This is a genomic window from Pseudomonas sp. efr-133-TYG-103a (assembly GCF_030209235.1).
Classification (GTDB): domain Bacteria; phylum Pseudomonadota; class Gammaproteobacteria; order Pseudomonadales; family Pseudomonadaceae; genus Aquipseudomonas.
In genome coordinates this window covers 178101-198902 of sequence record NZ_JARVSK010000025.1, presented here as the reverse complement: position 1 = coordinate 198902, position 20802 = coordinate 178101, and the positions used below count along the sequence as shown (strand labels likewise).

The following is a 20802-nucleotide window of genomic DNA, read 5'->3' as shown; positions in this document are numbered from 1 at the left end:
CTTTATCTGAATCGATCCCTGTGAGAGGGCGTCTGCTCGCGAAGAAGCCGGTCCAGCCGACGCTGCTTCAGTGGCTGAACGTGAATCATCGCGAGCCCGCCCGCTCCCACAGTGAGTGGCATTCGTCCCGGCTTCAGGGGGTGTCCGGACAATCTGCATCCTGTACAGCCTTCTGACAGCCTCCCTTGCTCAATGACGGGCTGACATCCGGAGCATGCTGCGTATGATGGGCCCGACGTTTTTTTTGCAAAGGGCCCATGTCGATGATGAAGTTTTTCGCCGCGCTGCTGTGCGTATTCACGGGTTTTGCCCATGCCGAACCCGCTCTGCTGGGCGACCTTGCCTTGCCCTATCTGGCCGCTGCCCCGGCGGACACCCGGAACAAACCCCTGATCATCTTTCTGCACGGCTACGGCAGCGACGAGCGCGATCTGTTCGGCATCAAGGATGAGTTGCCCCAGGATTACACCTACCTGTCAGTGCGCGCGCCGCTGGAGGTCGATGGTGGCGGTTACAAGTGGTTCAGCCAGGACACCGATCAGGCCGAGTACGAAGGCGTTACCCGAGACGTTGACCAAAGCACCGACCAGCTCAGGACGTTCATTCAGCAAGCCACGGAAAAATACGCCACCCAGCCCGACAAGGTGGTGCTGATCGGCTTCAGCCAGGGCGCGATGATGAGCTACCAGATCGGCCTGCAATACCCGGAACTCGTCCACGCCATTGCGCCACTGAGCGGCAAGATCCTGGCCGACCTGAATGCCCGCCTGAAACCTGACGATCGCCTCAAACCGTTGAAAGTCTTCATCGGCCACGGCACGGCCGACACCCGCGTGGCATACACGGGCGCGACCGATGCGCAGACCGTTCTGGAAAACCTGCTGATCAGTCCGCAGTTTCACGCGTATGCCGGAGCAGGGCACACGATCACGGGAACCGAGGTGACCGATCTGAAGCGCTGGATCGAGACCGTGCTGAAGCCTTGATCCCGCGAACGAGTTCGCTCCCGCACGGCGAACGGCTCCTCCGGTCACAGCCCCTGACTGCCGCGAATCAGTTCGTACGCCCTGCGGGCCAGTGGGTTGACGGTGTTGGGCCGTATCCACAGGTGATAGGTGACATCCGGCAATCGCGGCAGTCCGTCGGCTTCACCGAGTACGCGCATGTCCGGGCCGAGCATTTCCATGCTGCGCGCCGTCACGCCCAGCCCTGCGCGGGTGGCGGCTTTGATGCCGATCAGGTTTGACGCCAGGTAGGCCTGGCGCCAGGCGATATTGGCGCTTTCCAGCGCCTGCAGCGCGTAGCGACGGTAGATGCTCGGTTCGTCCACCAGAATCAATGGAATCGGCTCGCCCGGTACGTGGATGTATTGCGCCGAGCAGATCCACCAGACCGGCGAGGTGCGCAGGGCGAACCCTTCGAGCGCCGGATCCTCGCGGGTCGAAATCACCATGTCGACCTTGCCGCGGTGCAGGTCCTCCATCAGAAACGGGCTGCGGCCCACGTCGATTTCCAGGCGCAGCCTGGGCGCCGACCGGGCGATGTGGCTGAGGATGGGCGGCAGGATGGTATCGGCGATGTCATGGGGCGAGCCGATGCGCAGCACGCCGCTGAGGCTGCTTTCGCGCAGGGAATTGAGTGCATCGTCGTTGAGCGACAGCATCTGCCGGGCGTGGCGCAGCAGCTGTCGCCCGGACTCGGTGAGCTGCTTCTGACGACCCTGTTTCTGAAACAGACTGACACCGATCTGCTGTTCGAGGCGCTGCATGTGCTGCGTCACCGATGATTGCGTGCGCGACAGCTGCGCGCCGGCGCCGGCGAAACTGTGATGATCGACAACGGCGACGAAGGTGCGCAGCAGTTCGAGATCGAGTGTCGAGGACATGTTTTCTATCCTGTAACGTCAGTATGTGTAGGCACGAGGCTTGTGCCGCCGATCTGCCGGTTATCGGCAACGAATCGGTCGACAGCGCAGCCTGGCGTGCTGCGCGCTGTGTCGACAACGGATGGCGGGACAAGCCACGCGCCGCGAATTACATCAGCTGCGAAGGCCAATACATTACGGATTTTTATGAATATGAAACACCTTTTCCTTCAGGATATTCACGAAGCCCAATAAACACGGACTTATTCCGTTTTGCGCTAAGCCGTGAGACCAGAAAGTTATAACCATATTTGATATTTGCATTTCCGTTGCTGTTGATTGCTCCCCTAGGATGCGTTCATTACAAGGCGCCGACCCACGAGTCTCAGGCGCCGAGCCGATGATCTTTCGAGGGGAAATCCATGCCGTACACGCGCTCGCCCATTACCCGTCTGTTGCCCTTGTTCGCCGGCGCTCTTGTTGCGCTGGGCGCCAGCTTCGCCGCGCAGGCCGACGCCACGCTGGACAAGATCGAGCAGCGTCATCGTGTGGTGGTCGGCGTGCTGTTGTCCGGCGGGCCGTTCGGCTCCATTGATCCGCTTACCCAGCAACCCAAAGGCCTGAATGTCGATCTGGCGCAGAACATCGCCAGTCAGTTGGGCGCTGAGGCTGAACTGGTGCCGGTGCTTCCGGCCAACCGGGTGCAGTTCCTCCAGCAGGGCAAGGTCGATCTGTTGATCGCCAACATGGAGTGGACCGCCGAGCGCGGCCAGCAGCTGGGCTTCGTGCCGACGCCGTTCTATCGCGTCGGCGGTACCGCGGCGGTGCTCAAAGACAGCAAGATCACCCGCTGGGAAGACCTCAAAGGCCAACCCGTCTGCACCTCCCAAGGCAGCAGTTACGTCAAGCCGCTGACCGAGTTCGGGGCGCAGCTGAAAGCGTTCAAGAGCTCCTCGGAATCGCTGCTCGCCCTGCGCGGCAACAACTGCGTCGCAGCCGTACATGACGCTACGCTGATCAACCCACTGATCGCCGACAGTCCGGAGTGGCAGAACTATCGCGCGATCAGCCCCGAGCTCAACCCTGCGCCTTCGGTGATCTGGACACGCCCCGGCGAGACCGACACCCAAGCCAGGCTCGACTCCATCGTCAAGGAACTGCATCGCAGCGGCTGGCTGATCGAGGCCGAAAAGCGCCATCACATCACGCCTGCGTCGCCTGCGCTGGTCGAGCTGCATGACAAGTATCAGGCCGCCGGCGCCTGAGGCGTTGCATTCATTCGGGCTTCCACCACAAGGCAATCGTTCATGAGCAGTTTTTCCTTTGGCAAGACGCTGTCCACTTGCGGCCTGGCGCTGAGTCTGGCGCTGAGCGCGGCGTCCGCACACGCCGACGCAACGCTGTACAAGATCCAGCAGCGGCACAAGATCAGCATCGGTGTGATCCTCAGCGGTCCGCCGTTCGGCACCATCGATCCCAAGACCGGCGAGCACCTGGGCTACAACGTCGAGCTGGCCAAAGGCATCGCGCAAAAGCTGGGTGTGGAGGTCGAGACCGTGTCGGTATTGGCACCCAATCGCGTGCAGTTTCTGCAGCAGGGCAAGGTCGACATCCTGATCGCCAACATGCAGTACACCGATGAGCGGGCGGAGATCCTCGACTATGTGCCCACGCCTTACGAAGAAGTGGGCGGCGCGGCGCTGATCCGCAAAGGCGCAGGCATCAGCACGTGGGAAGACCTCAAGGGCAAGCCGGTGTGCGTGTCGCAGGGCAGCAACTTCATCAAGCCGTTGCAGGAAACCTACGGCGCGCAGATCAAGGCGTTCCGCAGCCAGTCCGAGTCGCTGTTGTCGTTGCGCGGTAACGGCTGCGTGGCGGCGGTGCACGTCAGCCCGACCATGCACGCGCTGCTCGATGACCCGGAATGGGCCGACTACGACATTCCGCTGGCCACCGACCTGATCCCGTCCAAATCGGTGATCTGGGTGCGCAAGGGCGAACACGACACGCAAGCGAAACTGGACGCGATCATTCGTGACTGGCATCGCAGTGGCTGGCTGATCGACGTCGGCCAGCGCACTGGCATGGCGCCCTCCCAGGCCCTGCGCGACCTGCACGAGCAGTTCCGCAATGCCGCGCCGCTGGCGGCGCAGTGATTCCCGGGAGACCAGCCATGAGCGGCGAACTGTTCCAGACCTTGCAGCAATTGCTCGGCACGCCTTACGTCCTGCCGGGTGAGGCGTCACCCGCGCAACTCACCGACAAGCAGGGCACCTATGTCGGCAAAGCGCTGGCGGTGGTGCGTCCGGCCAATACGGAGGAGGTCGCCGCAGTGGTGCGTGCCTGCGTCGCGCACCGGGCGCCGATCGTCGTGCAGGGCGGAAACACCGGCCTGATGGGCGCGGCAACCCCGGACAGCAGCGGGCGGGCGGTGCTGTTGCTGCTTGACCGGCTGAACCGGGTGCGCGAGGTTGATACCGATAACGACACCCTGACCGTCGAGGCCGGTTGCATCCTGCAGAACGTTCAGGAGGTTGCCCGTCGTGCGGGGCGGTTGTTTCCACTGAGCCTGGGCGCGGAGGGCAGCTGCACCATTGGCGGTAATCTGGGCACCAACGCAGGAGGCACTGCGGTGCTGCGCTACGGCAACACCCGCGAGCTGACGCTGGGGCTGGAAGTGGTTACCGCCGAAGGTGAAATCTGGAATGGGCTGCGCGGCCTGCGCAAGGACAACACCGGCTACGACCTGCGCGACCTGTACATCGGCAGCGAAGGCACGCTCGGCATCATCACCGCCGCGACGCTGAAGCTGTTCCCGTTGCCCAAGGCGCAGAGTACGGCCTTTCTGGCGTTTGATTCGCTGGCGCAGGCGGTCAGTTTCCTGTCTCACGCCCGGGCCGGTTTCGGCGCCAGCCTGACTGCGTTCGAGCTGCTGACGGCCGATTGTCTGGCGCTGCTGCGCGAGCAGTTTCCCGAGGGGCCGCAGCCTTTTCTGCGGGCGCCGCAACCCTGGTTCGCCTTGCTCGAACTGTCCGACAACCACAGCGAAGCGCATGCCCGTCAGGCGTTTGAAGACGTGTTGGGCAACGCCTTCGAAGAAGGTCTGCTGGCCGATGCGCTGATTGCCGAGAGCCTGGCGCAGAGCGAAGCGCTGTGGCTGCTGCGGGAGAACATGAGCGAGGCGCAGAAACGCGCCGGTCGCAACATGAAGCACGATATTTCGATACCGGTCTCGCGCATCGTCGAGTTCGTCGAGCACACCGATGCCTTGCTGCAGGCGCATTTTCCCGGCGTGCGCCATTTCACCTTCGGTCATCTGGGCGACGGCAATCTGCATTACAACGTCGCGCATCCGCTGGACTCCACGGTCGAGGCGCACATGGCTCATTACGCTGAGCTGAGTGAACGGGTGCATGACAGCGCCCACGCGTTCGGCGGCTCGATCAGCGCCGAGCACGGCATCGGTCAGCGCAAGCGGGCGATGCTGACGCGCTACAAGAGCACCGTGGAACTGGACCTCATGCGCCGGGTGAAACAGGCGCTGGACCCTCTCAATCTGCTCAACCCAGGCAAAGTCCTGGCAAGCCCCGAAAGCCGGAGTGACGCCCCATGAGCGTTCGTCTGTCCACGCGCATCCAGCGCGTTTCGCTGTCGGCCAATGCCGCCGCCAAATCCCGGGCCACCGAGTTGCGTGAGGCCGGTCGCGACATCCTCGACCTGACCACCGGCGAGCCGGATTTCGACACACCGGAGCACATCAAGCAGGCCGCCTACCGCGCCATCGACGGTGGCGCCACCAAGTACACGCCGACGCCGGGCGTGAAAAAACTGCGTGAAGCGATCCAGCGCAAGCTGCAGCGGGAAAACCGCCTGGATTACACGCTGTCGTCGATCGTCGTCGCCAACGGCGCCAAGCAAGTGATTTTCAATGCCTTCGCCGCGACGCTGGATGAGGGCGATGAAGTGCTGGTGCCGGTGCCTTACTGGCCGTCGTTTCCGGACATCGTGCGGGTCAATGGTGGTGAGCCGGTGTTCATCGAATGCGGCCTGGAGCAGGGCTGCAAGCTGACCCCGGCGCAGCTCGAACAGCACATCAATGGGCGCACCCGCTGGCTGATTCTCAACGGCCCGGGCAACCCGAGCGGCGCGGTGTACAGCGAGGCGGAACTGCTGGCGCTGGCCGAGGTGTTGCGTCGGCATCCCCACGTGCTGGTGTTGCTCGACGAACTGTATGAGCACATTCGTTTCGACGGACAACCGGCCGTGAGCCTGCTCAACGTCGCGCCCGACCTTCAGGCCCGGGCTTTGCTGGTCGGCGGGGTGTCGAAAACCTACGCCATGACGGGCTGGCGCATCGGCTTTGGCGCCGGCCCTCAGGTGCTGACCAGCGCCATGGCGGTCATGCAGTCGCAGTCGACGTCCGGCGCGTCCTCGGTGGGACAGGCTGCGGCACTGGCGGCGTTCGAGGGCGGCCTGGCGTTTCTTCCCGATCAGGTGCAAGCCTATCGGCAACGTCGGGATCTGCTGGTGTCGACACTCGGCAACGTGCAAGGCCTGGACGTGCTTACGCCAGAAGGCGGGTTTTTCGTCTTCGTGCGTTGCGCCGGTCTGCTGGGACGCATCCGTCCCGACGGTCAGCGCCTGAACGACGACGGCGATGTCGTCGATTATCTGCTGGAGCAGGGCGTGGCCGGTGTTGCAGGCAGTGCCTACGGCTTGTCGCCCTGGTTTCGTCTGTCCATCGCCACCGCCACCCACAGCGTGATCGAGGCCGGACGGCGCATTGCCGACGCCTGCGGACAACTGCGCAGCGAGGCACTTGCATGAGTCATTGGCTTGCCCTTGATCAATGGCTGGGGGCGTTCGTGCAGTGGACCGCGAAGTTCGGCCTGAACTACGGCTTTCTGCTGGATGCTTACCAGCGGGGTTCGATGGTCAACGGTGCGCTGACGACGGTGCTGCTGTGCCTGTGCACCATTGTCGGCAGCCTGCTGGCAGGGGTCGCGCTGGCGGCCATGCTGACCAGCGGCAAACCTTATCTGGCCAGGCCTGCGCGGGTGTTCATCGAAGTCACCCGCAACACGCCGACGCTGGTGCAGCTGTACTGCGCGTTCCTTGTCCTGAACATGCTGCTGACCCAGGCGGTGGGCGCCGCCAACCCGCTGACCCCGTTTGCCTGGGTGGTGATCGTGATATCCCTGCACAAGGGCGCCTTTCATGCCGAGGCGTTGCGCGCCGGCATCGAAGCGGTGCCGGCGGTCACCCTGGAAGCGGCAAGTTCGCTGGCGTTCAGCACGCGCCAACTGCTGTGGAACGTGCAGCTGCCGCTGGCCTTGCGCTTCGCGTTGCCCTCACTGATCAACAACCTGATCGACCTGGTGAAGATGACCGCGGTGGCCTCGGCCATTGCCGTGGGCGACATCACTTATGCCTCGATCATGATCTGGACCCAGAGCGACAACGTGCTGGAGCTGATGATTCTGCTGCTGGCGTTCTTCGGTCTGCTCAGCTTCGTCGTCAACTGCGTCGGCCGTGCCCTGGAAGCAAAATTGAGGATGCCCGGCTATGGCCATTGATTCGTCTGTGAACCTGCCGTTTTCGTGGCCGCGCCGGCATCCGGGCAAGCTGCTGCTGGCAGCGGTGTTTGCCGTGCTGGTTATCTATGCGGCGCCGGGCAGTTCGGTGCTGGCGGCGCTGTGGGAATGGTCGCCTGCGCTGGCCACAGGCTTCGGCCAGAACATTCTCATCAGCCTGCTGGCGATTGCGATCGGTTCGCTGCTGGGGCTGCTGATCGGCGCACTGGGCGTGTCGCCGTTGTGGATCACCCGCTTGCCCGCGCGCATCTGGGTCCAGGTGTTTCGCAACGCGCCGTGGCTGGTGCTGATCTACTTCACCACCTATGTGTTCCCGTTCGAGTTGCACATCGGCAGCGCCTGGATTGCCTTTCCTGATTGGGTGAAAGTCACGATCGGTCTGGCCTTGCCTGCCAGTGCCAATGTCGCGGAGATCTTTCGTGGCGCGATCGGCTCGATCCCCAGCACTCAGTGGGAGGCCTCGCGCTCGCTGGCGTTCACACGGGGGCAGATTTTCCGCTCGATCATCCTGCCGCAGTGCTTCAAACGCATGCTGCCGCCGTGGATGAACCTTTACGCGGTCATCACCATGGGCACCGCGCTGGCCTCGCTGGTGGGGGTGCATGACCTGATCGACACCGCGCAGATCGCCAGCAATACCGTCAACCGGACCGGCTTTACGGTGCTGATCTATTTCAGCGTGCTGGCGCTGTTCTTCGCCTATTGCTACCCGATTTCCCGACTCACTCAGTACCTGGAGCGACGTTATGCCTTCTCCTGAAACGCGCGCCGAGCAACCCCTGATCAGCCTGCGCGACATCCATCTGTCGTTTGGCAGCAACCGCGTGCTCAAGGGCATCGATCTCGACGTGCAGCGCGGCCAGGCAGTGTCGATCATCGGCCCGTCGGGCTCGGGCAAATCGACGATCCTGCGTTGCATCACCGGCTTGTTGCAGCCTGAGCGCGGGTCGATCCGCGTCGGCACCACCGAGGTCCACACGCTCAATAACGAAGCGCAGCGCATCGAGCTGCGCAAGCGCGTCGGATTCGTTTTCCAGCAGTACAACCTGTTTCCGCATCTGTCGGTGCTGGAGAACCTGGTGATCGCCCCGCGCAAGGTGCTGGGGCGCAATTCGGTCGATGCGGAAAAAGAGGCTCGGGCGCTGCTCGCCAAGGTGCGCATGGAGCACAAGGCCGATGCGTACCCGGGGCAGTTGTCCGGTGGTCAGCAGCAGCGCGTGGCGATTGCGCGGGCCCTGGCAATGCGGCCCGAGCTGATCCTGTTCGACGAAGTGACCTCGGCGCTGGACCCGGAAACCGTGGGCGAGGTGCTGACGGTGATCCGCGAACTCACGGAGGAGGGCATGACGTGCGTGCTGGTCACCCACGAAATGCGCTTCGCCGAGGACATCAGCGACGTGGTGTATTTCACCGAGCATGGCCTGATCGTCGAACACGGCAGCGCCGAACAGATTTTTCAGCGCCCGCAGAGCGAACGCACCCAGGCCTTTTTGCGGCACGCGCTCGGCGACGCGGGTCGGCGTCCCGCAGCCAGCGGCGACCCTTATCTGTTGAGCAATATCAGTCGGTACAGCCTGTCGGTGTAGCGACGGGCTGGAATGGCCACCCTCGGTCACCGCAGACCGTGTAGAAGCGCGCTTGCCCGCGATGGCGACAAACCATCCAACATCGTCGGCGACAGGTATCCCCCATCGCGGGCAAGCGCGGTCCTATAGAAAGCGGTACGCATTTCACTTAGTGAGACTCATAAAAAGGAGTACCTGATGAGCATCGAAACCCGTAGCCCCGTGATCGAAGACTTCCTTCAGAAAATCCGCGTCATTCACCAACGCGGCGTGGACCGCGACGCGCTGAAAGAGATCGTCGGCCTGCTGGAAGGCCTGGCCGAGCGGCGCGACCTGTTCAACTTCGACACGTTTCCGGCCCCTATTCCTGGTGAAGGCGACACTGCGTTCCGCTATCGCCTGAACGACGACGGCGAGACCCCGACGCTGTACATGAACTCGCTGTTGCCGGGCAAAAGCACGCTGCCGCACAACCATGAAACCTGGGCAGTGATCGTGGCGGTGCAGGGGCAGGAGATCAACTACGTCTGGGCCCGGACCGACGACGGCAGTGACCCGACCTTCGCCAGGCTGGAGCTGGAAAAAGAAGTGGTGGTGCAACCGGGCACCTCAATCAGTTTCCTGGGCGAGGATCTGCATGGCATCAAGGTCGATGGTGAAACGCCGACCCTGCATTTCCACCTCTACGGCCGTCCGCTGGAATCCCTGAACGGCCGCTATGGCGTCAACACCGAAGGCAAGGTCCTCAACTACAACGCCTCGCAGATGGCCCCATCGATCAAGGCTTACGCATGATCGACCTGTATTTCTGGCCAACCGGCAACGGCCTGAAGGTCGCTATCCTGCTCGAAGAGCTGGGGCAGGACTATCGGATCTTGCCGATCAACATTCGCACCGGCGAACAGAAGCAGAGCTGGTTCCAGGCGATCAGCGCCAACGGACGCATTCCGGCCATCGTCGACCATGCGCCCGGCGCAGGTCTGGAGCCGCTGAGCCTGTTCGAATCCGGGGCTATTCTCAATTATCTGGCGAGCAAGGCGGGGCGTTTTCTGCCGCCTGAAGGCAGCGTCGAGCGCCAGCGCGTGCAGGAATGGCTGTTCTGGCAGGTCGGGCATGTCACGCCATATCTGAGCCAGTTGCAGGTGTTCAAAGAGAAGGCGCCGGAACCGATTCCCTTCGCCCTTGACCTGCTGGGTGCCGAGGCTTCGCGGCTGTACGGCGTGCTGGAAAAGCGGCTGCAAGCGGCGGATTACGTCGCGGGTGAGTACTCCATCGCCGACATGGCGATATTCCCGTGGATCCAGCCCTTGCGTCAGGGTCAGGACCTGGAAGATTACCCCGCTATTCACGCCTGGCGCGAGCGCATCAAGGCCCGTCCCGCGGTGCAGCGTGCGTACGAGAAGGGCAGGGAAGTGGCGGCGGGCGAGAGGTCTTTGGTGTTGCAGTGAAGACCGCAATCGTCCGCCCATCCTTGATGAGCGCCTACGAAACGCCGTTCGATTGTTTACGTTGATTCACGAGAATTCCATGAGCCAAAAAGTCACCCCGCAAGACCTGCAAGCCTGGTTGTTCGATGGGCAGGAGATCGCTCTGTTCGACGTGCGCGAACACGGTCAGTACGGCGAAGCCCATCTGTTCCACGGGGTGAACCTGCCCTACAGCCGTCTGGAACTGGAAGTGCGTCGCCTCGCGCCCAACCCCGCGGTGCGTCTGGTTATCTATGACCAGACCGGCGGCGACGTTTCCATTGCCGCTGCCAGGCGCCTGCACGCCCTGGGCTACTCCCGCGTGCACATCCTCGAGGGCGGCGCCGAAGGTTGGCAGGCAGCGGGGCTGCAGCTGTTCGCTGGGGTTCACGTACCGTCCAAGGCATTCGGCGAACGGGTTGAAGAGGTCAGCCACACGCCGCACATCAGCGCCACCGAGCTGGCTGCGCGGCAGGCCCGAGGCGAAGCGCTGGTGCTGCTCGATGGTCGACCCTTCGAGGAATACCGCAAGATGACCATTCCGGGCTCCGTGTGCTGCCCCAATGGCGAGCTGGGGTATCGTCTGGCCGATCTGGTGCCGGACGACACCACGCCCATCGTGGTCAATTGCGCCGGTCGTACCCGCAGCATCATCGGCGCGCAGACGTTGATCGATCTGGGGGTGAAGAACCCGGTCTATGCGCTGGAAAACGGTACGCAGGGCTGGTACCTCGCTGACCTGCCGCTCGAACATGGCAGCAGCCGGCGTTATCCCGAAGTGTCTGCGGCCGCATCCCTGAGCCATGAGCGTGAGGCCGCACAGCGTCTGGCCCGGAAGGCGGGAGTGGCGAGTGTGAACGCCGCGCAGGTCACGGCCTGGTCGCAAGACGCCAGTCGCAGCCTGTTTTTGTGCGACGTCCGAACGCCGGAGGAATTTGCGCTGGGCAGCCTGCCCGGCGCGCAGCACACACCGGGCGGGCAACTGATTCAATCCACCGACCTGTACGTCGGCGTGCGCCAGGCGCGTCTGGTGTTGATCGACAACGACGGCGTCCGCGCGCCGATCGTCGCCAGCTGGCTACGCCAGTTGGGCCACGAAGCGTACGTGCTGGAGGACGGCCTGCGGAGCGAACTGTCCCTGCCGCAGCCGCATCAGACGCTCGCCGATCCCTTGCCATCCTTGAGCCCCGCGCAGCTGGCGGATGCGCTGCGGGACGACGCCGTTGCGCTGATCGATCTGCGTGCGAGCATGGCGTTTCGCAAAGCCCGCATCGAGGGTGCGCGCTGGTCCATTCGCCCGCGCCTGGCCGATGATCTGGCCGACGAAACCCGCCCGGTCGTGCTGGTCGCCGATCATCCCGATGTGGCAGCCATCGCTGCGCTGGAGCTGCCCGAGGCGCAACGCCGTCAGCTGCGCTGGCTGGATTTCGCAGCCTGGCAGGCCGCCGGGCTGCCCCTCAGCGAGGACGCGAGCACGCCACCCGACGAGCGCTGCATCGATTTCCTGTTTTTCACCCACGACCGGCATTCGGGCAACAAGGACGCCGCGCGTCAGTACCTGGCGTGGGAAATCGGCCTGCTCGGACAAATGACCGCGCAGGAAATCGCCAGCCTCAAGCCGCTGGCCAGTCCAGGGGACGATCGCGTCCGCACGCGCCTGGTGCATGCCGCTCGCGGCCAGAAGGGCAGTGGCGTGCGCGGGGTCAATCCGCCTGTCTCGCGCATGAGCACCGTGCTGTTCGACAGCCTGGGCGACATGCGCGACGCGCGCAAACGTCGCGACACCGAACGCGTGTTGAGCTATGGCGCACGCGGCAATCCCACGGCATTCGCCCTGGAAGATCTGGTCACCGAACTGGAAGGCGGCTATCGCACGCGGCTGTTCGGCACCGGGCTGGCGGCCGTTGCGCAGACGTTTCTGGCGTACCTGCGTCCCGGCGATCACGTGTTGATCACCGATGCGGTGTATTCGCCGGTGCGTCAGGTCGCCGAAGCATTTCTCAAGCCCTTCGGCATTCAGTACAGCTATTTTCCGGCTGACGGCAGTGGCCTGCAGGAACGGCTGCAGGCCAATACGCGCATGGTCTACGCCGAAGTGCCGGGGTCGCTGCTCTACGAGCTGGCCGACCTGCCGGCGATGGCGGCGCTGTGCAAATCCCGAGGCATCTTGCTGGCGGTCGACAACACTTACGGCTCCGGCTATCAGTACCGGCCACTGGCGCTGGGCGCCGATATCTCGATCATGGCCCTGACCAAATACCTGGCCGGGCATAGCGATGTGGTCATGGGCAGCGTCTGTACGACTCAGGCCGTGTGGCAGCCCCTCGCCGTCATGACGGACACGTTCGGCAGCACCGTCAGCCCGGACGATGCCTGGCTGGTGCTGCGCGGCGCCCGCACCCTGGCAACGCGGCTGGACGTCCATCAGCGCCAGGCCTTGCAGGTCGCACGCTGGTTGCAACAGCATCCGCAGGTTCGGCGCGTGTTTCATCCCGCGTTGCCCGAGCATCCCGGCCACGCGTTATGGCAGCGTGATTTCACTGGCAGCAATGGCCTGTTGACCTTCGAGCTGGCCGACAAAGACCCCAGGCATCTGGAGCGCTTCATCGACGCCCTGCACCTGTTCGGCCTCGGCGCATCGTGGGGCGGCTTCGAAAGCCTGATCATCGCCGCCAATGTACGCGATCGCGAAAACGCTGCAGACCAGTCGCTCAATCCGTTGCTGCGCCTGCACATTGGTCTTGAGGACGTCAGCGCACTGATCGAGGACCTGCAGAGAGGGTTTGCGGCGATTCGTTGATTCGCAGGTTGCCCGCCGTCGGGCGCGGATGCATGCCTGAATGCATCCGCTCCCAGCCGGGCCTGAATCAATCACAGGGTGCGGGTTTCAGAACCCTGCCTTGCCCACCGAAGCCCCGCCATCGACGAACAACGTCTGCCCGGTGATGAAGCCACTCTGTTCGGACAGCAGAAACGCGATCGCCGAAGCGATTTCTTCCGGTTGGCCGAAGCGGCCCATGGGCACGCCTGCCAGGTAACGTTTTTCGCCTTCGCTGCCGACCGGATTGTTCTGCCGGAACAGCTCGGTCTCGGTCGGGCCGGGGGCAATCGCGTTGACGGTGATGCCGGTCTGCGCCAGTTCCAGCGCCCAGGAACGCGTGAAGCTGATCAGCGCGGCCTTGGCGGCGGCATACGCCGTGCGTTGCGTGATGCCGAGAACGGTCAGGCTGGAAATGTTGACGATCCGGCCCCAGCCTTGCTCGCGCATGTTGGGCAGCAGCGCCTGGGTGGCCAGCAACGCCGAATGCAGGTTGACGCTCATTACCGCGTCGAAATCGTCCAGCTCGATCTGTCCAAGCGCCTGCGGGCGGACCAGCCCCACGTTGTTCACCAGGCCGTCGAAGCGGTAATGCTGAGCCAGTTCAGTCAGCCCGCATCGAGTCTGGTCCTTGTCGCTCAGATCCAGCTCTTTGAGGACGCCGGGAAACGTCGGGTCGTCGGCGTTGCGCGCGATGCCCACCACGGTGTGCCCCGCGGCCGCCAGATGTTCCGACAGCGCACGGCCTATGCCTTTGCTGGCGCCGGTGATGAGAAAGGTGCGGGAAGACATGAGAATTGCTCCGTGAAGACTGAAATGAATGAAGGCCCGGGCCTGTGCCAGTTTTTATCGGGGCGCTCGGGAGGATCGCGACTCGGACGTGGAATGCTTCAGAAAAGCCAGCAGGGCAAGCAGCGGGAACACACTGCCGGCGATCACGATCCAGCGCCAGCCGCCATGGTCATACAGGGCGCTGGCGATCACCGAACCGATGGCGCCGCCGATGAAGATGCTGGTCATGTACAGCGCGTTGAGGCGGCTGCGGCTTTTGGCGTCCAGGGCGTAGATCGAGCGCTGGCCGAGGACCATGTTCATCTGCACGCTGAAGTCCAGAACAACGCCTGTCAGCGCCATGGCTATCACAGCGTAGGACGATTCCACGAGGCCGGGCAGAAAACTCAGCGCGGCAAACAGCATGGCGCACAGGCTGGCGATGCGCGTATGACCTGCGTCGGCCAGGCGTCCGGCGAACGGGGCGGCAATGGCGCCGATGGCACCCACCAGCGCGAAGAGCGCGATCTGGCTCTGCGACAGGCCGTGACTGCGCGCCAGCTCCAGCGGCGCGGCCGTCCAGAACAGGCTGAAGGTCGCGAACATGCACGCCTGATAAAACGCCCGCCGACGCAGCACCGGCTGCTCGCTGAGCAGCGTCCACAGCGATTTGAGCAACTGCCCATAACTGGCGCTGTGGGCCGGTTGATGCCGGGGAATGGTGGTCGCCAGCACAACGCTGATCAACAGCATCACCAGCGCGGCAGTGCCGAACACGGCGCGCCAGCCGAAATGGTCGGCGATCACACTGGCCGCAGGTCTGGCCAGCAGAATGCCGAGCAGAAGGCCGCCCATGATGCTGCCGACCACCCTCCCGCGGGTTTCTTCCGGGGCCAGATGCGCGGCCAGCGGAATCAGAATCTGCACCGCCACCGAGCTGAAGCCCACCAGCAGCGACGCCAGCAGGAACAGATTGGGCGTCTGGGCCAACGCCGCACCCAGCAGGCTGAGAATGGCCACCCCGGTGGTGGTGATCATCAGTCGCCGGTTTTCCAGCAGATCGCCCAGCGGCACCAGAAAAAACAGGCCGATGGCGTAGCCGATCTGGGTCAGCGACACGATGAAGCTCGCCAACGTGCTGGACAGACCGATGTCAGGCGCGATCAGGCCGATGATCGGTTGGGCGTAATACAGGTTGGCAACGATCGCGCCACAGCAGAACGCAAACAGCGTTGCCAGGCCCTTGGTCATCGTCGTGCCTTGGTCGGCGGCGGGCAGGGAAGTCATGCACGTACTCGGTTGAGGTTGCACACCGGCGGCTGGCTTGCCGTTCGGGTGGCAGAAAAGGAGCCTGAAGGCGTGCGCGAAAGGCTAACGCTTTTTCGTTGCGTTAAGAAGGGCCGTCGACTCGATAACGTTCATGCATGAAAACGACTGGCCTTTGCCCAAGCCCCGGCACATCGGTCGTGTCGCCGAAACTTTTCGCCGCGCGCCCCGGTCACTCCTACACACACTCCTTGGGAATGAAGGCAATGGCTCGGGCAATCTGGAAGGGCGCGATCAGTTTTGGGCTAGTGCATATTCCTGTGGCGCTGGTTTCGGCAACGTCGCAGCAGGGCGTCGATTTCGACTGGCTGGACAAGCGCAGCATGGACCCTGTCGGTTACAAGCGGATCAACAAGGTCACCGGCAAGGAAATCAACAAGGAAAACATCGTCAAGGGCGTGCAGTACGAGAAAGGTCGCTACGTGGTGATCAGCGAGGAGGAAATCCGCGCCGCGCACCCGAAGTCGACGCAGACCATCGACATCTTCGGTTTCGTCGACAGCAAGCAGATCCCCCTTCAGCACATCGACACGCCGTACTTTCTGGCGCCCGACAAGCGCGGCGAGAAGGTCTACGCTCTTCTACGACAGACACTGGTGGACACCGGCAAGGTGGCACTGGCCCACGTGGTCATTCGCACGAGTCAGCATCTGGCGGCGGTAATGCCGCTGGAGTCGGCCATCGTACTGGTGTTGTTGCGCTGGCCGTCCGAAGTGCGCGGCCTGGACAGCCTCGAACTGCCCAAGGAAGCCACCGACGTCAAACTCAGTAAAAGTGAGCTGGACATGGCCAAGCGTCTGGTCAAGGACATGAGCACTGAATGGACACCTGACGCCGAGGAGTACCGCGACACGTTTCAGGACCAGATCATGGCGCTGGTCGAGACCAAGGCCCGCGAAGGCAAGATCGAGGATGTGGAAACCGATGCTGGCGAGACCGAGCGTAAATCTGCGGATGTCATCGATCTCACCGAATTGCTCAAACGCAGTCTGGGTGGCCGTGGCGGTTCAGCCAAGGCTCCAGAGAAAGAAAAGCCTGCCAGCAAGAGCAAAACCGCTGCCGCTGATGACGCACCACCGGCCAAACGGCGCGCCCCTGCAAGGAAAAAAACCACCAAGGCGTCGTGACTCACGGCGTCGGGTGCATAGGTATAAGCGCAGAGGTCTGATCGATCATGGCAAAACCTGTGAGTGAATACACCCGCAAGCGCAACTTCGACATCACATCCGAACCTGCCGAAACCGGTGGCAAGGCTCGCAGCAGCAAAGGCAAGGCGCTGACGTTCGTCATTCACAAGCACGATGCGCGCAATCTGCATTACGACTTTCGGCTCGAGCTGGACGGTACCTTGAAAAGCTGGGCGGTGCCCAAGGGGCCAAGCCTGGACCCGAAGAACAAGCGCCTGGCGGTGCATGTCGAAGATCATCCGCTCGGTTATGGCAGTTTCGAAGGCAGCATTCCCGAGGGGCAGTACGGCGCCGGGGACGTCATCGTCTGGGATCGCGGCATCTGGCAGCCCCATGGCGATCCGCGCGAAACGTACAACGACGGCAAGCTCAAGTTCACGCTGATCGGTGAGAAACTCACTGGCGACTGGGCGTTGGTACGCACCCACCTGCGCGGCAGCGGTGACAAGGAGCAATGGCTGCTCATCAAGGAAAAGGACGAGGCGGTTCGGTCCGGCGACGAATACGACATCGTCGTCGACAAGCCCGAAAGCGTCGTCAGCGGCACGACGGTAGGCGAGGGCCGTGCGCCCGCGAAAAAGAGCCGCACGCGCAAGACCGCCGCTTCCGCGCCGGAGCCGCAAGCTGCAGCTGCAAAAAAGCCCGCCCGAAAAGCTGCGGCGGGAAAAAACCGCCTGCCCGACAAACTCGCGCCGCAACTGGCCACCCTGGTGGACACCCCGCCGGAGGGCGACTGGCTGTACGAAATCAAGTTTGACGGCTATCGCATCATGACCCGGATCATCGATGGCGAGGTGCGGATGATCACGCGCAACGGCCATGACTGGACCGAGCGTCTGCCCCTGCAGGCCAAGGCTGTGAGCGAGATGAATCTGGGCGACAGCTGGCTGGACGGCGAGGCGGTGGTACTCAACAACGCCGGCTTGCCGGATTTCCAGGCGCTGCAGAACGCCTTCGAGATCGGCCGCAGCAAAGACATCGTTTATTACCTGTTCGACGTGCCGTTTCTCAATGGCGAAGACCTGCGTGAAAAGCCGGTGGAAGAACGCCGCGCTGCGCTGAAAAAGCTGCTGGGCAAGCAAAAGAACCGCCTGCTGCGCTTTTCCGACGCCTTTTCTGCGAGCCACCGCGACATCGTCGAAAGCGCCTGCTCTTTATCGCTGGAAGGGGTGATCGGCAAGCGCGCCGGGAGCGTTTACCAATCCCGACGCAGCCCGGACTGGATCAAGCTCAAATGCAAACTGCGCCAGGAATTCGTCATCGTCGGTTTCACCAAGCCCCAAGGCACGCGCAGCGGATTCGGCGCGTTGTTGCTGGCGGTGAACGAGGAGGGCGCGGGCCTGGTGTACGCCGGGCGCGTCGGCACCGGGTTCAACCAGAAAATGCTGGGCGACCTGTTCAAGCAGATGAAGCCGCTTGAGCAAGACGCTTCGCCGTTGTCGAAAAAGCTCACCAGCGCCCAGGCCCGAGGCGTGCACTGGATCGAGCCGACATTGGTGGGCGAGGTCGAATTCGGCGAGTGGACACGAGAAGGCATCATCCGCCATTCGGCCTTCATTGCGCTGCGCAGCGACAAACCGGCCCGTGAAGTCGTTCACGAGTACCCCAGGACGCCCAAAGACATCAAGGCGCCCTTCAAGCCCAAAGCGTCCAAAGCCAAGGCGGAACCTGCGCAAGACAGCCCCGCCCGCGAGAAAAAGCCTGCGTCCAGCAAGCGCGGCGCCCAGGACAAGGACAAAATTGACGTCGCCGGTGTGCTGGTCAGCCATCCCGAGCGGGTGATCGACACGCAGAGCGGCCTGCACAAGATCGACCTGGCGCATTATTACGAATCCATTGGCGACTGGATTCTGCCCCACCTGGACCATCGTCCCGTGGCGCTGCTGCGTTGCCCGGAAGGGGTGGAAGGCGAGCAATTTTTCCAGAAGCATTCGGAGCGTCTGGCGATCCCCAATATCAAGCAGCTGGACCCCAAGCTCGATCCCGGCCATGCGCGACTGATGGAAATCGACAGTGTTCAGGCGCTTGTCGGCGCAGCGCAGATGGGCACGATCGAACTGCACACATGGGGCTCGACGTACGATCAGATCGAGCTGCCCGACCATTTCGTGCTCGACCTGGACCCCGATGAGGCCCTGCCGTGGCGCAGCATGATCGAAGCCACGCAGATGACCCTGGCGGTGCTCGATGAACTGGGGCTCGATGCCTATATCAAGACCAGCGGCGGCAAAGGCATGCACATCATCGTGCCGCTGGCGCGCAAGGCGGACTGGGACACCGTGAAGGCGTTCGCCAAGGCGCTTGCGCAGTTTATCTCGGCGCAGTTGCCGGAACGGTTCACCGCCACCTCCGGGCCCAAGAATCGGGTGGGCAAGATCTTCATCGACTACCTGCGCAATACCCGCGGCGCCAGCACCGTCGCCGCCTACTCGGCCAGGGCAAGACCGGGATTGCCGGTCTCGGTGCCCATCGCCCGCGACGAACTGGCCAGCCTGAAATCCTCGGCGCAGTGGAACATCAGCAACGTGCTCAAACGCTTGCGCAAGCTCAAGGCCGATCCGTGGGCCGGCTACAAAAACACCCAGCGCATCACCAAACCGATGTGGAAACGCCTGGGCGTCAAAGCGCCCTGAACGAGGGCCAGGCCGACAGCACTCTGGGCGCTTGCTGACGAAAGCTGAGTGTCAGACGACATCTTTATGGCTGGCCCACCGCGTTCATCAGTACGCAACCTCCCACTGACGCCGGATGCGTCAGACGGTCGATGCGGGAGCGGAGCCCGGGAGTTCAGGTGCATTGCCGTTCAGGCTTCGGCGCAGTTGCCCGGGTGCCATGCCGTAGGTGTCTTTGAACACTTTGCTGAACGCCGCCTGGGATTGGTAGCCGACTTGAGCGGCGATGTCGCTCAGGCCGCTTTGCGAGCGGCTCAACAAACCGTAGGCCATCTGCATGCGGACGTGTGTCAGCAACGTCCAGGGTGAGCTTCCGCTGAGTTTGCCGAATGTGCGCATGAACGTTGCCCGCGACATGCTTGCCAATTCGGCCAGCGCTTCGACGGTCCAGTCGTGGGCGGGATCTTCAAGCATGGCTTGCCAGGCGCGGCCGAGGCGTTTGTCGCCCAGCAGCGCCAGGCTGCCTTCGCGTTGTGGTGATTGTTGCAGGTGTGCGCGCAGGACCAGGGTGAACAAGGCCGAGGTCAAGGCGTTGACCATGAAACGCGCACCCGCCTGATTGGCATCGGCCTCGCTGCGCAGCAAGGCGACCAGCGCAGGTAGAGGATCGGACGGGGTGAGCGCCTGACTTGAAATCACCAGGTGATCGGGCAGCGACGAAAAAAGCAGGGACTGGCGTTGGTGGACGAAGCGCCCGCAGAGCAGGTCCAGGTCCGCGCCGTTGCCGAAGCGCTGCACCGGCAGCAATCCGCCATTGACCCGTTGCGGTCGGGACGGCGTCACGCGCTCGCCGGTACTGAGCAGAAGGTGGCGGGTGCCCGCTGGCAGCACCAGAATGTCGCCTGCAACCAGCTTGATCCGGCGCCCGTCGGGCAATTCGACTCGGCATTGTCCGGCGAGCACGATGTGATAGGGCGCAGTGCCGTCGGCTTCCTGATCGTGATCAAGCGCCCAGTCGCCCTGAAACTGGCAGCGCAGGTCAAGGCTGCCGCGCACGTCGGCTAGAGTGATGAGCGTGTCAATGGCGTTCATATGCGACTTTCAGACAAAGAAATGAGCCAAACGAGCAAGTTACGCATACGCCCTTGGCGGACACTGTTTGTGTTCCCGGCGCAGTCTAGTCGCCGCCCACAGGAGATACCATCATGTTCAGCAATTGGCCCGATCTGGTTGCCACCATCAAGAAGTCGTTTGGATCGTTGTCCAAATCCAATCCCAAAATGGTCAAGGCCTACATGGCCCTTGGCGACGCCGCCGCCGAGAACAATGTGCTCGACGCCAAGACCCGCGAATTGATTTCCATCGCGGTGGCCATCACCACCCGCTGCGACGGCTGTATCGGTGCTCACTCGGAGGCCGCCATTGCCGCCGGCGCGACCCGTGAAGAAGTCGCCGCCGCATTGGCCACGGCGATTTCACTGAACGCCGGCGCTGCGTATATTTATTCGATGCACGCGCTTGAGGCGTACGACGCGCTGAAGAAATAAATCACGCGTCGTGACGATGATGGCTCCCGCGAGGGCGGGAGCCGGTGTGTCA

The 20802-nt window shown here is 63.0% G+C and carries 18 protein-coding genes; 14 read left to right on the top strand and 4 right to left on the bottom strand.

Translation table 11 applies throughout. The features are described 5' to 3' along the window. Nucleotides 1–263 precede the first annotated feature (263 nt). Nucleotides 264–986, top strand: a complete 723-nt coding sequence (locus tag QRN36_RS20690; RefSeq protein WP_285425777.1) for an alpha/beta hydrolase — start codon at nt 264–266, stop codon at nt 984–986. Between the two features lie 44 nt (nt 987–1030). On the opposite strand, the gene QRN36_RS20685 is transcribed toward QRN36_RS20690, so the two are convergent. Beyond that, nucleotides 1031–1885 carry a LysR substrate-binding domain-containing protein gene (locus QRN36_RS20685; RefSeq protein ID WP_285425776.1) on the bottom strand — a complete coding sequence of 285 codons (855 nt, stop codon included), beginning with the start codon at nt 1883–1885 and terminating at the stop codon, nt 1031–1033. Nucleotides 1886–2286: 401 nt separating this feature from the next. On the opposite strand from QRN36_RS20685, the gene QRN36_RS20680 reads away from it, so the two are divergent. The 10 genes from QRN36_RS20680 to metC all read left to right on the top strand — a co-directional run bounded on the left by QRN36_RS20680 (nt 2287) and on the right by metC (nt 13289). Further along, nucleotides 2287–3129, top strand: coding sequence for a transporter substrate-binding domain-containing protein (locus QRN36_RS20680; RefSeq protein ID WP_285425775.1), 843 nt, complete (start codon nt 2287–2289; stop codon nt 3127–3129). Between the two features lie 42 nt (nt 3130–3171). Beyond that, nucleotides 3172–4020, top strand: coding sequence for a transporter substrate-binding domain-containing protein (locus QRN36_RS20675; protein WP_285425774.1), 849 nt, complete (start codon nt 3172–3174; stop codon nt 4018–4020). A 17-nt stretch (nt 4021–4037) separates the two neighbouring features. After that, on the top strand, nt 4038–5477 hold the full coding sequence (locus QRN36_RS20670) for an FAD-binding oxidoreductase (RefSeq protein WP_285425773.1): 1440 nt from the start codon (nt 4038–4040) through the stop codon (nt 5475–5477). After that, nucleotides 5474–6691 carry an aminotransferase class I/II-fold pyridoxal phosphate-dependent enzyme gene (locus QRN36_RS20665; RefSeq protein ID WP_285425772.1) on the top strand — a complete coding sequence of 406 codons (1218 nt, stop codon included), beginning with the start codon at nt 5474–5476 and terminating at the stop codon, nt 6689–6691. The genes QRN36_RS20670 and QRN36_RS20665 overlap by 4 nt, the downstream gene beginning before the upstream one ends. Next, nucleotides 6688–7440 carry an amino acid ABC transporter permease gene (locus QRN36_RS20660; protein ID WP_285425771.1) on the top strand — a complete coding sequence of 251 codons (753 nt, stop codon included), beginning with the start codon at nt 6688–6690 and terminating at the stop codon, nt 7438–7440. Before QRN36_RS20665 ends, QRN36_RS20660 begins: the two co-directional genes overlap by 4 nt. Further along, nucleotides 7430–8218 (top strand): amino acid ABC transporter permease, encoded by a 789-nt coding sequence (locus tag QRN36_RS20655; protein WP_285425770.1) that lies wholly within the window; start codon nt 7430–7432, stop codon nt 8216–8218. The genes QRN36_RS20660 and QRN36_RS20655 overlap by 11 nt, the downstream gene beginning before the upstream one ends. Continuing rightward, nucleotides 8205–9044, top strand: a complete 840-nt coding sequence (locus tag QRN36_RS20650) for an amino acid ABC transporter ATP-binding protein (RefSeq protein ID WP_285425769.1) — start codon at nt 8205–8207, stop codon at nt 9042–9044. Before QRN36_RS20655 ends, QRN36_RS20650 begins: the two co-directional genes overlap by 14 nt. Before the next feature lie 177 nt (nt 9045–9221). Then, the gene (locus QRN36_RS20645; protein ID WP_285425768.1) at nt 9222–9818 is read left to right on the top strand and encodes a cysteine dioxygenase; all 597 of its coding nucleotides are present in this window, start codon (nt 9222–9224) and stop codon (nt 9816–9818) included. Continuing rightward, entirely contained in the window at nt 9815–10471 is a 657-nt protein-coding gene (locus QRN36_RS20640; protein WP_285425767.1) for a glutathione S-transferase N-terminal domain-containing protein, read from the top strand. Before QRN36_RS20645 ends, QRN36_RS20640 begins: the two co-directional genes overlap by 4 nt. A gap of 79 nt (nt 10472–10550) precedes the next feature. After that, complete coding sequence (metC, locus tag QRN36_RS20635) at nt 10551–13289, top strand: cystathionine beta-lyase (protein WP_285425766.1); 2739 nt, start codon at nt 10551–10553, stop codon at nt 13287–13289. A gap of 87 nt (nt 13290–13376) precedes the next feature. Here the strand turns inward: metC and QRN36_RS20630 are convergent, their stop codons facing one another. Together QRN36_RS20630 and QRN36_RS20625 are read right to left on the bottom strand one after the other, a co-directional pair. Beyond that, nucleotides 13377–14099: an SDR family oxidoreductase gene (locus tag QRN36_RS20630; protein ID WP_285425765.1), complete on the bottom strand. Its 723-nt coding sequence runs from the start codon at nt 14097–14099 to the stop codon at nt 13377–13379. A 54-nt stretch (nt 14100–14153) separates the two neighbouring features. Continuing rightward, entirely contained in the window at nt 14154–15365 is a 1212-nt protein-coding gene (locus tag QRN36_RS20625) for an MFS transporter (protein WP_285425764.1), read from the bottom strand. A 245-nt stretch (nt 15366–15610) separates the two neighbouring features. On the opposite strand from QRN36_RS20625, the gene QRN36_RS20620 reads away from it, so the two are divergent. Continuing rightward, nucleotides 15611–16531 (top strand): Ku protein, encoded by a 921-nt coding sequence (locus QRN36_RS20620; protein ID WP_285425763.1) that lies wholly within the window; start codon nt 15611–15613, stop codon nt 16529–16531. Between the two features lie 47 nt (nt 16532–16578). Next, entirely contained in the window at nt 16579–19224 is a 2646-nt protein-coding gene (gene ligD, locus QRN36_RS20615) for a DNA ligase D (RefSeq protein ID WP_285425762.1), read from the top strand. Nucleotides 19225–19344: 120 nt separating this feature from the next. On the opposite strand, the gene QRN36_RS20610 is transcribed toward ligD, so the two are convergent. After that, nucleotides 19345–20295, bottom strand: coding sequence for an AraC family transcriptional regulator (locus QRN36_RS20610; protein WP_285425761.1), 951 nt, complete (start codon nt 20293–20295; stop codon nt 19345–19347). Between the two features lie 113 nt (nt 20296–20408). On the opposite strand from QRN36_RS20610, the gene QRN36_RS20605 reads away from it, so the two are divergent. Next, entirely contained in the window at nt 20409–20750 is a 342-nt protein-coding gene (locus QRN36_RS20605) for a carboxymuconolactone decarboxylase family protein (RefSeq protein WP_093467028.1), read from the top strand. Nucleotides 20751–20802: the final 52 nt, after the last annotated feature.